We start from the raw sequence: 12871 nt of genomic DNA on the forward strand, positions 1-12871 counted from the left end.
TCGAACCGTGGGAACAGCGCTGGTAATCGAGAACGACCCGTCCGACGATCTCCGCAGGCTGGGGGACTGGTTCGCCGAGGCGGGCCTGGAGCTGACCGTGCTGCGCCCGCATGCGGGTGATCCGCTGCCCGAGACGCTCGACGACTTTCTCGCCCTGGTGGTGCTCGGCGGCGACCAGAGCGCCTGTGCGAGCGCGACGGGGGAGCCCGCGGCGCCGTGGTTCCCGGCGCTGGAGGGGCTTCTGCGCAAGGCGGTGCGCCACCACGTGCCGACACTGGGGGTCTGCCTCGGCGGGCAGCTGCTGGCCACCGCCCACGGCGGTCTGGTCGAGCGCAGCACCTCCGGGCCCGAGATCGGCCCGGGGCTGGTCGCCCGGCGTGATGCCTCCGACAACGACCCCCTCTTCAAGCGGGTGCCGCTGCTGCCCGACGTGGTGCAGTGGCACAGCGACGAGATCACCGAGCTGCCGATCAACGCGGTGCTGCTGGCCGCCTCGACCCGCTATCCGCACCAGGCCTTCCGCCTCGGTGACCGGGCCTGGGGCCTGCAGTTCCACATCGAGTGCGACGCCGACATGATCGCCGAGTGGACCCGCACCGACAGCGCGACCCTCGACGAGCTCGGTTACGACGCGGAGGCCGTGGTCGCGGCCACCGCCGAGGTCCTGGCCGACGTCGAGGAGGTGTGGCAGCCGTTCGCGGCCCGCTTCGCCGCGCTCGCCCTCGGTCAGCTGCCGGACGCCGACATCCCCAACCCCGGCACCCTCCGCACCCTTCCGCTGCTGGGTCAGTAGGTGACCAGGCCCAGCCGGCTGGCCCGGTACGGCTTCGCCGACAACGGCACCCGCGCGGCCGACCTCCTCGGCCCGGGCGGGCTGCGCCTGTGGGACGTCGAGGCGCAGGGTCCGGTCGACGCCGACGCCGGTGAGCTCATCCACGCCCTGTCCCGCGCGGCCGACCCCAACCTGGCGCTGCGCCAGCTGCACCGGCTGATCGACTCCGTCGCCCGGGCCGCGCACCGCGCCAACGGCGGCCCGGTGATCGGTCCCGGCGAGGACATCGTCGAGAGCCCGGCCGCCGACGCCGTGCTCCACGCGCTCTACGCCGACCCCGGCCTGCGGCGGCGGCTGGTGGCGGTGCTCGGCGCCTCGTCCGCGCTGGGTGACCACCTGGTGGCCAACCACGACCAGTGGCGGGTCCTCGCGACCGGCAAGACGGGGCTCCCGCCCAATGCCGAGGGTCACCTGGAGTTCGGTGAGTCGATGGCCGAGGGGCCGCCGACGGTGCCGGCGCTGCGGACCGCGTACAGGATCTCTCTGCTCCGGATCGTGGCCGCCGACCTGACGGGCGGTCGCGGCCTGGAGCCGACGATGGCCGCGCTGTCCCGTCTCGCCGACGAGACCCTGGCCTCGGCCTATGCAATCGCCGTTGCGGGCCTGCCGGCCGGCACCCCGGAGCCGCGGCTGGCCGTGGTCGCGATGGGCAAGTGCGGCGGTTACGAGCTCAACTACGTGTCCGACGTGGACGTCATCTTCGTGGCCGCGGGTGACGACGACCTCAGCGCCGGCACCACCGTCGCGGCCCGGCTCATCGAGGTCTGCGGACAGGTCGCCTGGCCGGTCGACGCGGCGCTGCGGCCCGAGGGCAACCGCGGTCCTCTGGTCCGCACCCTGGCCAGCCACCAGGCCTACTACCGCCGGTGGGCGCGCACCTGGGAGTTCCAGGCGCTGCTCAAGGCCCGTCCCGCCGCCGGTGACCTGCCGCTGGCGGCCGAGTGGATCGACGACCTCGCCCCGCTCGTCTGGCACGCGGCCGAGCGGCCCGAGGCGGTCGCCGACGTCCGCGACATGCGCCGGAAGATCATCGACAACGTCCCGCCCCGCGAGGTCGACCGCGAGATCAAGCGGGGGCCGGGCGGGCTGCGTGACATCGAGTTCGCGGTGCAGCTGCTGCAGCTCGTGCACGGCCGCATCGACGAGACGCTGCGCGAGCCGGGCACGCTGCCCGCCCTGCGCGCCCTGGTCGCGGGCGGTTACGTCGGCCGCGAGGACGGCGAGACGCTGCTGCGCGGATATCGCTTCCTCCGCAGCATCGAGCACCGCCTCCAGATGCAAAATCTGCGCCGCACCCACACCGTGCCGGACGACCCCAAGGCGTTGCGCTGGCTCGCCGCCGCGCTGGGTTACCGGGCGCTGCCCGGACGCGACGCGGTCGAGGCGTTCCGCTCCGACTGGGTCGGCCACGCCTCCCACGTGCGGCGCCTGCACGTCAAGCTGCTCTACCAGCCGCTGCTCGAGGCGGTGGCCCGGGTGCCCGCCGAGGCGCTGCGGATGACCACCGAGTCCGCCGGTCGCCGGCTCGAGATCCTCGGTTTCGCCGACCCGGCCGGGGCGCTGCGCCACCTGCAGGCCCTCACCGGCGGGGTCAGCCGCACCGCGGCGATCCAGCGGACCCTGCTGCCGATGCTGCTCCAGGAGTTCGCGGACGCCCCCGAGCCCGACCGCGGCCTGCTCAACTACCGCCACGTCTCCGACAAGCTCGGCAGCACCCCGTGGTATCTGCGCCTGCTGCGTGACGGTGGCCCGGTCGCCCGCCGGCTCGCGCGTGTCCTCAGCCTCTCCCGGTACGCGACGGATCTGCTCACCCGCGACCCCGAGGCGCTGCGGCTGCTCGCCGACGACGCCGAGCTGCAGCCCCGGCCGCGTGACGTGCTGCGCGACGGGTTCATCGCCGCCGCCGACCGGCACCTGCGTGACGGCACCACCGACCCGGCCAAGGCGATCACGGCCGTCCGCGCCCTGCGCCGCCGGGAGCTGTTCCGGCTGGCCTGCGCCGACATCCTCAGCCGGGCCGGTGACCTTGCCCCGGCCCACCCGCTCGACGTCCACGCGGTCGGCATCGCCCTCTCCGACGTCACCGACGCGACGCTGGGTGCCGCGCTGCACGCCGCCCGCCGGGTCCACCCCGGCCCCGACGGCCTGCGTTTTGCGGTCATCGGGATGGGCCGGCTCGGCGGCTACGAGATGAGCTACCCCTCCGACGCCGACGTGCTCTTCGTCTACGCGCCGCCGGAGGGCATGTCCGACGGCGAGGCCAGCGCGTCGGCCCACGCCATCGCCGAGGAGATGCGTCGCACGCTCAGCGCTCCCGCGCCCGACCCGGCGCTCGGCATCGACGCCGACCTGCGCCCCGAGGGCCGCCAGGGTCCGCTCGTCCGCAGCCTGAACGCCTACGCGCAGTACTACGCCCGCTGGTCGAAGGTGTGGGAGTCCCAGGCGCTGCTGCGCGCCCGTTTTGTCTGCGGCGACGAAGGGCTGGGCCGTGAGTTCGAGGAGCTCGCGGACGGCATGCGCTACCCGAGCGGCGGCCTCACCCGTGAGCAGGTTGTCGAGATCCGCCGCATCAAGGCCCGGGTCGAGACCGAGCGGCTGCCCCGGGGCGCCGACCCCAACACCCACACCAAGCTCGGCCGCGGTGGCCTCGCCGACGTCGAATGGGCGGTGCAGCTGCTCCAGCTGCGCCACGGTTACGCCCTGCCCGCCCTCCGGATGACCCGCACCCTGGAGGCGCTCAGCGCGGAGCTCGACGCCAAGCTGGTCGACAAGGTCGACGCCGCCGCGATGACCGCCGGCTGGACCCTGGCGGCCCAGGTGCGCAACGCCCTGACCCTGGTCCGCGGTCGCCCGACCGACCAGCTGCCCCGCCACGGTGTCGAGTTGGCCGGTGTCGTCCAGCTGCTCGGCGGCGGCGACCCGGGCGAGTTCGTCGACCGCTACCTGCGCATCACCCGCCGGTCCCGCGCGGCGATGGAGCGTGTCCTGGATGCTTGACGCCGCCCGCCGGCCGATCCTGGCGGCGGCGGTCCTCGCCGTGCTGCTGCGCGTGCCGTTCCTGTTCACCGGCCTGTCCACCGACGAGGGCGGCTACGCCTACGTCGCCCAGCAGTGGTCCCGCGGTGACCGCCTCTACGACACCGCCTGGCTCGACCGCCCGCAGGGCCTGCTCCTGACCTACCGCGCCCTGCTCGCCATCGACGACTCCGGCTGGACGATCCGCCTCGGCATGGTCCTCGCCGGCGCGATCATCACCGTGGCCCTCGCCGCGATCGGCTGGCTGCTGATCGGCCGCGCGACCGGCATCGCCGCCGCCTGGATCTACGCCGTCGTCGGCCTCGCTCCCCACCTCGAAGGCATCACCTTCAACGGCGAACTCCTCGCCTCCGTCCCGTCGACGGTGGCGATCGCCCTGGCGGTCTTCTGGTGGCGGCGCGACCGATCCCTGTGGTGGCTGGCGGGGGCGGGTGTGCTGTCCGGCGTCGCCCTCACGATGAAACAGTCCGGCATCGACGGCATCGTCGTCGGCCTGGTCATCCTTCTGCTGGTCGCCCGCGCCGCTCGATCCGTGCGGCCCGCCCCCGTCTCCGGTCCGGCCGGCTCGCCGTCCTCGCTCTCACCCGCCTCCGACCCGGCCGGCCCGGCCTTCCACTTGCTCACCGGGTCAGAGGCAGCCCGCCTTCCGTCCGCATCGGAGGGCACTGCCGAGCCTGTGCCTGACGGGGTGGGGGTGCTTGCCGCCGGTGGGGCGTTCCTCGGCGGGGTGGCTCTTCCGCTTCTGGCTTCTGTGCTGCACGGGATCGCGGTCGGGTGGTCCTACTACTGGACGGCGCTGATCGGTTATCAGCTCTCCGCCATGGGCGGGTCCGGGTCGAACACCGGGACCCGGCTGACGGATCTCGGGCGGCACGCCGGGGACATCGCGCTCGACCTGACCGTGATCCTGATCGTGTCGCTGCTCGGGTGGAAGGCGTTCGACCGCGGTGGCCGGTGGCTGCTCGGCGCCTGGCTGTTCGCCGGGTTCGTGGGCATCAACCTCGGCGGCTCGTACTGGCCGCACTACTTCGTCCAGCCGCTGCCCGCCCTGGTGCTGCTGGTCGCCGCCGCGGTGGTCGGCGTCCGTTCGGTGCGATGGCGGCGGGTGCTCGCCGCGGTCGTGGTGCTGCCCACCCTCGGGTGGTTGGTCACGCTGGCCGTCATGTCGCCGGCCCGGCGTGCGGACACCATCCCGTACGATGCGCTGGCCGCCCGCGACGACCGGATAGCCGCCGTGATCAGGGCTTCCACCGCGCCGGACGACCGGATCTACGTGCTGGAGTCCGAGGCGTACCTGTACTTCGCGGCGGACCGCCAATCGCCGTATCCCTACCTTTGGGGCAAACCGATCGACAAGATCCCGGACGCACTGCCACGGCTGCGCGCGATGCTCACCTCGCCGCAGCGGCCGGTGCTGGTTGTCCTCGACACGCCACCGGCCGCCGTCGACCCCAGCGGTGGCATCGCGGCCGACCTCGCCGCGCACTACCACCTCGACACGGTCGTCGAGGACGTGACGATCCTGAGGGCCAACTGATGGCCGCCGCCCTGCTCACCGGGCACCGGCAGACCGTCGAGGGCTGGCTGGCGCGACCAGCGGTGCTGCGCTGGCTGGGCTTCTTCGGCGCACTCTGCTGCGCGATCGACGGCATCCTCTTCGGCGCACCCACGTGGATCCGCCGCGGCGTGTCCGTCATGAGCATCCTGCGCGGACCCAACGGCGTGGCGATCATGCTGTTGTGGATCGCCGGGCTCACCGCCCTGTGCATCGCCTGGTGGTGGGGCCGCAAGATCACTCTGCCGTCCCAGCGCTGGATCATCGTCACCGCCCTGCTCTGGATCGTCCCGCTCCTGGTGATCCCACCCCTGGCCAGCCGAGACATGTACGCGTACGCCTGCCAGGGCTCCAGCTACGACGCGGGCTTCAACCCCTCGGTCGTCGGCATCTCGGCCCAGCCATGCCCCTGGCTCGACTCGGTCTCGGTGGTCTGGCGCGACACCCCCACGCCGTACGGGCCGCTCTGGATCATGCTCGCGGGCCTGGCCGCTGCCTTCGGCTCCCAGATCCTCGCGCTCGCGATCTTCCGCATCTACGCCCTGCTGGCGGTGATCGCCCTCGCGGCCGTGGTGCCCGTGCTCGCCCGCCGGCTGGGCGCGCCTCCGGACCGGGCCCTGTGGCTGGTCCTGTGCTGCCCGATCGTGGCCATCCACGTCATCGGTGGCGGGCACAACGACGCGTTGACCATGGTGGCCCTGCTCGCGGGCCTCGCGATGATCGCAGCTTCGAGACCTGGCGGGGGTCGGCTTCGAGTCGGCGGTGATCTGCTTCGGCCGGGCGCTGGCCGGGCCGGCGATGATCGGCCCGACCCCGCAGAGGATGGGCCGTCGCCCGGCGGTGACCCGCTTTGGCAGGGCGGGAATCGGGCCGGCGATGATCGGCCTTACCCCGTAGAGGATGGGCCGTCGCCCGGCGGCGGCCCGCTTTGGCCTGGCGCGAATCGGACCGGCAGTGAGCGGCCTTACCCCGTAGAGGATGGGCCGTCGCCCGGCGGCGGCCCGCTTTGGCCTGGCGCGAATCGGACCGGCAGTGAGCGGCCTTACCCCGCAGAGGATGGGCCGTCGCCTGACAGCGACCCGCTTCGGCCTGGCGCGAATCGGCCTGGAGTGGGCCGGGCCGGCGCAGACTTGGCCGACCCGAACCGGGCCGACCGCGACTCAGCGGACGCGGACTTGATCGACCGGGACTTGGTCAGCGCGAATTTGGCCGGCGGGGAGCGGGTGCGGTCGGGGGGTGGCCGGTCTATCGCTTGGCTGGTGGCGGGGGGTGCGCTGGTCGGCGCGGGCATTGCGATCAAGACGACCGTCGGTGTGGTGCTGCCGTTTGCGGCGTTGCTCGCTGCCGGGGGACTGCAGGCCGGGCGTGACGGCTGGTTGCGCTTCCTGCGGCGGGGTGGCGCGGTGGTCGGTGGGGCGCTTGCCGGGTTGCTTGTTCTTTCGTTCGTGTCGGGGCTCGGGCTGGGCTGGGCCACGGCCCTGTCCGGCGCGGGGGAGTCGCGGAGTTGGACTTCGCCGTCGACCGCGGTCGGAATTGCGGTCAACGCTGTCGGGAAGTGGTTCGGGGCGCAGATCGATGTGGTGCCCGCGACGCGGCTGGTCGCGCTGGGCCTGATGCTGGTCGCCCTGGTGGTGGTCTGGTGGCGCTTCCGGCGGGGGAACGCTCTGCACGGCGCGGCGCTGGCCTGCCTCATCGTCATCTTCTGCGCGCCGATCACGCAGCCCTGGTACCTGTACTGGGTGCTGGTGTTGCTGGCCGTCACAACCGTGCGCATGCGGTGGCTGGAGATCGCTGTGGTCGCGTCGATGTTTCTGATCCTGCCCAACGGTGACGGCGCGTGGAAACCGCTGCAGGTGCCGTTTGCGTTCCTGGTCACCGCGCTCGTCGGCTGGGTGCTGTGGCGTGCCGTCACGTGGCTGCGCGAGCCCGTCTCTTGAAACCCGCGGTCATCCGGTGGGGCGGCTTCGTGGGCAGCTTGGCGACCGCCGGCAGTGCCTACCTCGGCGGGTCCGGCTTTGAGCGGGTGCCGAGCGTCAACCCCCTCACGCTGCTCAGCGGGCAGAAGGGTGTGCTGCTGCCGATCTGCTGGGTCGTCGGCACCGCCCTGCTGATCTCCGCGTGGTGGTGGGGGCGGCACGTGGTGCCCTCGACACGCTGGGCCCTGATCACCACCGGTCTGTGGCTCCTGCCGGTGCTCCCGTTCCTGCCCCTGGGCAGCGCGGACGTGTACTCCTACGCCTGCCAGGGCTACGTCCAGCACGCCGGCGGTGACCCGTACGCGATGGGCGTCCAGGAGTTCGGCTGCCCCTGGCTCGATTCGGTGGCAACCTCCTGGCGCGACTCACCTGCGCCGTACGGTCCGTTGTTCCTGATCCTGGCGGCCTGGGCGGTGGGCCTGGCCGGAGACTCGCTGGGCGCGGTCATCGCCGGGTTGCGGGTGATCGCGCTGGCGGGTCTGGCGTTGACCGCTCTGGGCCTGCCGGTGCTGGCCAGGCGCGCGGGGAAGGACCCGGCGAGGGCGGTGTGGCTGGTGCTGGCCTGCCCGCTGGTGCTGGTCCACCTGGTGTCGGGCGCCCACAACGACGCTCTGATGATCGGCCTCATCGTCGCCGGCCTCGCCCTGATCGCCAAGTCTGCCACGCTTCCACCGACCACCGGGCAGCCCAGCCTTCTGAACGCCGACCGGTCCGGCTTTTCTGACGCAGCGCAGCAGGATCAGTCGTCGGCCACCGAGCGGGAGGATCCGGACCGCCTTTCGGGCACCCGGGGCGGACTGGGACGGCCGGCGTGGCGAGTCCTGGCGTTTCTGGTCGGCGGTGGGGTGGTGCTCGGTCTTGCGGTTGCGGTGAAAGCAACCGCCGTGGTCGTCCTGCCGTTCGCCGTCCTGGCCGTCGTCAGAAACTCGGCACCGCTCAGAGCGCTGTGGCGGCCGGCCGTGGCTATCGGTGGGGGAGCGCTGCTCGCCACCGCGGTGTTGTCGCTGGTTTCTGGGCGCGGGTTCGGCTGGGTGGCCGGTCTGGCCCGGAGCGGCGACAGCGTCACCTGGGGTTCGCCGTCGACCGCCGTGGGGCTCACCGTGGAGTTTCTGGTCCGGCTCTTCGGCCCCGAGATCAACGCGGTGCCGGTCACGCGGGCGATCGGTGTGGTTCTGCTCGCGGTGATCCTGGTGGCCCTCTGGTGGCGGGCCCGGCAGGGCGGCGCGCTGCCCGGCGCGGGCCTGGCCCTGGCCGCGACGGTGCTGTGCGCGCCGGTCTTCCACCCCTGGTACGCCACATGGCCCCTCGCGGTTCTTGCCACCACCGGCACCCGCCTCCGCGATCCAGCCACCACCGGCAGCCGTGCCGGCGATCCGCAGCACCCGGCCACAGGCGGAATCGAGGACGACAATCGCTGGCTGCTGGGGCTTTGTGCGTTTGCGGCGACGCTGACCTTGCCGGCCGGGTACAACTGGGCGCTCTACACGCGGATACCGGGGGCGATCGTGGTGACTGCCGCGCTTGTGGTCCTGGCTGTTGTTCAGGTGCGGCGCCGTAGGGTGTTCGCGTGACTCGCCGGGCCCTGATCGTTGCCGCCTGTGCGGTGGTCACCGCGGCGCTGCTGGTGTGGGCTTCCGTGCACCACGGGTTCTTCGACTCGAAGGTCTACTCCGGTGCCGTTCGCTACTGGTTCCGTGACGGTGGCATGGTCTACGACTGGTTGCGGCCGGGAACTCCCTACGGCTTCACGTATCCGCCGTTTGCCGGGCTGGTCATGGCGCCGATGGCGTTTCTGCCGTTTCCGGTGATTCTGGTGATTGCGTGCCTGGCCACGGTGGTCAGCACGGCGGTGCTGACGTGGTGGCTGGTCGCGCCGCTCGTACGCAGGAAAGGCTGGACGAAGTGGTTTGCGGGAAGCGTCGCGGTGGCGCTGGCGCTCTGCTTCGAGCCGGTACGGGAGACGTTCGGGTTCGGGCAGGTCAACACGTTGCTGCTGGCGCTGGTCGCCGGTGACGTGTTGTTCGGGGTGGCGCGCGGGCGGCGGTGGGCGGGTGTCGGCATCGGGCTGGCCACCGCGATCAAGCTGACCCCTGGCGTGTTCATCCTCTATCTGCTGGTCACGCGGCAGTGGCGGGCTGCGGGTACGGCCATCGGGGCGGCCGCTGCGGCGACGCTGGTGGCCGCGTGGATCTTCCCGGACGAGGCGCGGGAGTTCTGGACGGCCGCGCTGTGGGACACCAACCGGGTCGGCAACCTCGAATATCTCTCCAACCAGTCGCTGCGGGGGATGCTCGCGCGGCTTCCGGTCGACGGTGTCGAGTCCAAGCTCTGGATCGTCGGTGTGCTGCTGACGCTCGGTTTCTGGTTCTGGCGGGTGCGCGCGGCGGCCCGGAACGGTGACCATTTCGGCGGGCTGGCCCTGACCGGCCTGCTCGGCTGCCTGATCAGCCCGGTCACCTGGATCCACCACTGTGTCTGGCTGCTCCCGGCCATCGTCCGCTGCGTCGAAGCCGGCCTGACCTCACTCCCAGCACCCGGCAGCACGCCGGCCGCAAAGCTCCCAGCACCCGGCAGCACGCCGGCCGCAAAGCTCCCAGCACCCGGCAGCACGCCGGCCGCAAAGCTCCCAGCACCCGGCAGCACGCCGGCCGCAAAGCTCCCAGCACCCGGCAGCACGCCGGCCGCAAAGCTCCCAGCACCCGGCAGCACGCCGGCCGCAAAGCTCCCAGCACCCGGCAGCACGCCGGCCGCAAAGCTCCCAGCACCCGGCAGCACGCCGGCCGCAAAGCTCCCAGCACCCGGCAGCACGCCGGCCGCAAAGCTCCCAGCACCCGGCAGCACGCCGGCCGCAAAGCTCCCAGCACCCGGCAGCACGCCGGCCGCAAACCCCCGCCCGGAGCCGGCCACAACACCCAGCAGCGAGCCTGCCGCAAAACTCAACAGCAAGACTGCGGCAAACCCCGGCAGCGAGCCAGGCGTCAACTCCGGCGGCGAGCCTGCCGCAACCCGCGGCGGCGAGCGGATCACCAACCCCGCAACCCCCGACCACGACAGCAGCAAGGCGCGCGCAGGAGACCGGCGGTCGTTATGGCTGGGCGCTTCGGCCTACCTCGTGCTCAGTTCGCATCTGACCTGGTTGTGGGAGACCGGACCCAAGCCGCCCCTGGCCTTCCTCGGCAGCAATCTCTACGTCTGGTTCAGCCTGGCGCTGCTCATCGGTATGCCGGTCACCTCCAAGATCAGGACGGATGAGACAAGGCGTCCGATGGGCAAGGCAGGGACACCTGACGTTTCCCGGGTGGTCACCTGAGGGTCGGGTGGTGCCCGTAGGCAGTGTCCATGCCATCCAGCACATCGTTTCGCCGTACCAGAAAAGTTTTGGCTCTGGGAGGCATCGCGGCCCTGACCGCACTTGCGGCACCAGCTACAGCGTCGGCGCACGGGCAACCGGCACCTCAGCAGTGGAAGCGGCTCGCGACCGTTCCGGCCTATCTGAATTCCAGTGTCGACGACACCGCCGCCGCGGAGATTTCCACCGTGACCGAGGACGGGCGCACGGTGGTCTACACCGACAGCCCCGGCAAGCGGCTGGGTTTTGTCGACATCACCGATCCGTCGCGGCCGAAGCCGGCCGGCACGCTGGCGATGGGTGGTGAGCCGACCTCCGTCGCGCATCTCGGGGGGTTGCTGCTCGCCGGGGTGAACACCAGTGCGAGCTTCACCGAGCCGTCCGGCAAGCTCGTGGTGATCGACGCGCGTACCCGGGTGATCCGGAAGAGTTTGGATCTGGGCGGGCAGCCTGACTCCGTCGCCGTGGCGCCGAGCGGACGGTACATCGCCGTCGCGATCGAGAACGAGCGTGACGAGGACGTCGACGACGGTGCGATTCCGCAGGCGCCCGCCGGTTACCTGTCGGTGATCGACACGCGTACCTGGGCGGTCAGCAAGGTTGATCTCACCGGTCTGGCCGAGGTCGCGCCCGGTGATCCGGAGCCGGAGTACGTCAGCGTCAACTCGCGGGACGAGGCGATCGTCAGCCTGCAGGAGAACAACCACCTGGCGATCGTGTCGCTGGCGAAGCGCAAGGTCGTCAAGCATTTCAGCGCGGGTACGGTCACGGTGTCCGGCGTGGACACCGAGGACGACGACCGCATCGAGCTGAGCGGGACGATCACCGCCAAGCGCGAGCCCGACGGTGTCACCTGGCTCTCCGACGACCTGTTCGCCACGGCCAACGAGGGTGATTACGAGGGCGGCTCCCGCGGCTGGACGATCTTCGACCGTGGCGGCAAGGTCGTCTGGGACGCCGGCAACACGCTCGAGCACCTGGCGGTCGAGCACGGGCTCTACCCGGACAAGCGTTCCGACGCCAAGGGCATCGAGCCGGAGAACGTGGCGTTCGGCCGGTTCGACGGCGTTCCGTACGTTTTTGTCAACGCCGAGCGCGGCAACTTCACCGCCGTCTACGACGTGTCGCGCCCGTGGGCGCCGAAGTTCCGGCAGATCCTGCCGACGACCAACGGCCCCGAGGGTGTTGTCGCCGTGCCGAAGCGCAACCTGATCGTCGTCTCCAGCGAAGAGGAGCTCCCGGACGAGGGCATCCGCGGCACCGTGCAGATCTACGGGTTCGGGCGGTCGTCGTTCCCGTCGCTGGTGTCCCGCAACACCATCCCGTGGGGCACGCTGTCGGGCCTGGCGGCCGTGCCGGGGCGCAAGGACCAGCTGGTCTCGGTCACCGACAGCGCCTACAGCCCGACGCGGCTGCTGACCATCGACACCGCGGTGCGCCCGGCGGCGATCATCCGCGAGCTCACCGTGACCAAGGACGGCCGGCCGATCGGTTACGACGCCGAGGGCGTCGCCACCCTCAGGACCGGCGGTTACTGGCTGGCCGTCGAGGGTTCCGCCTCCACCCCCAACCTTCTGGTACGGGTGGACGAGCGTGGCCGCGTACAGGAGGAAGTGCCGTTGCCCGCCGACGTGGCGGCCGCGGTGACCACCAACGGCCTGGAGGGGATCGCCGTCGCCGGCACCGACGTGTGGGTCGCGGTGCAGCGCCCGCTGAAGGGCGAGACGACCGCGCGCGTCGGCCGCTGGTCGAACGGCACCTGGTCGTGGCTGGCCTACCCGCTGGACACCGCGAAGGTCGGCTGGACCGGACTGTCGGAGCTGGTCGCCGTGGACCACAACACGTTTGCGGTCGTCGAGCGGGACAACCAGCGCGGACCGGCGGCGGCGATCAAGAAGATCTACCGCTTCGACGTGCCGAAGACGTGGACCGGTGTTCCGGTCGTGCGGAAGTCGCTGGTCGAGGACCTGTTGCCGATGCTGAAGGCGGACAACGGCTGGGTGCAGGACAAGGTCGAGGGTCTGGCGATCGCGGGCAACGGTCAGGCGTACGCCGTCACCGACAACGACGCGATCGACGACGCGACGGGTGAGACGGTCTTCCTGCGCCTGGGCCGCTTCTGA

General features: G+C 71.7%; 7 protein-coding genes. All 7 read left to right on the plus strand.

Going from position 1 to position 12871, the window contains the following annotated elements; translation table 11 throughout:
* Positions 1 to 7: 7 nt before the first annotated feature.
* A complete protein-coding gene (locus tag AFR_RS09170) occupies positions 8 to 793 on the plus strand; it encodes a type 1 glutamine amidotransferase (protein WP_023359651.1) in 786 nt (261 codons plus the stop codon).
* Entirely contained in the window at positions 794 to 3829 is a 3036-nt protein-coding gene (locus AFR_RS09175) for a bifunctional [glutamine synthetase] adenylyltransferase/[glutamine synthetase]-adenylyl-L-tyrosine phosphorylase (RefSeq protein ID WP_023359652.1), read from the plus strand.
* Positions 3822 to 5405: a glycosyltransferase family 39 protein gene (locus tag AFR_RS09180; protein ID WP_023359654.1), complete on the plus strand. Its 1584-nt coding sequence runs from the start codon at positions 3822 to 3824 to the stop codon at positions 5403 to 5405. The genes AFR_RS09175 and AFR_RS09180 overlap by 8 nt, the downstream gene beginning before the upstream one ends.
* Positions 5405 to 7360 (plus strand): polyprenol phosphomannose-dependent alpha 1,6 mannosyltransferase MptB, encoded by a 1956-nt coding sequence (mptB, locus tag AFR_RS43495; protein ID WP_023359656.1) that lies wholly within the window; start codon positions 5405 to 5407, stop codon positions 7358 to 7360. Before AFR_RS09180 ends, mptB (AFR_RS43495) begins: the two co-directional genes overlap by 1 nt.
* 29 nt (positions 7361 to 7389) lie before the next feature.
* Positions 7390 to 8970: a polyprenol phosphomannose-dependent alpha 1,6 mannosyltransferase MptB gene (mptB, locus tag AFR_RS47095; RefSeq protein ID WP_238547252.1), complete on the plus strand. Its 1581-nt coding sequence runs from the start codon at positions 7390 to 7392 to the stop codon at positions 8968 to 8970.
* Positions 8967 to 10709, plus strand: coding sequence for a glycosyltransferase 87 family protein (locus AFR_RS48775; protein WP_023359660.1), 1743 nt, complete (start codon positions 8967 to 8969; stop codon positions 10707 to 10709). Before mptB (AFR_RS47095) ends, AFR_RS48775 begins: the two co-directional genes overlap by 4 nt.
* Before the next feature lie 227 nt (positions 10710 to 10936).
* Positions 10937 to 12871, plus strand: a complete 1935-nt coding sequence (locus tag AFR_RS09210) for an esterase-like activity of phytase family protein (protein ID WP_238547253.1) — start codon at positions 10937 to 10939, stop codon at positions 12869 to 12871.

The sequence above is a fragment of the Amorphoplanes friuliensis DSM 7358 genome, assembly GCF_000494755.1.
Lineage (GTDB): Bacteria > Actinomycetota > Actinomycetes > Mycobacteriales > Micromonosporaceae > Actinoplanes > Actinoplanes friuliensis.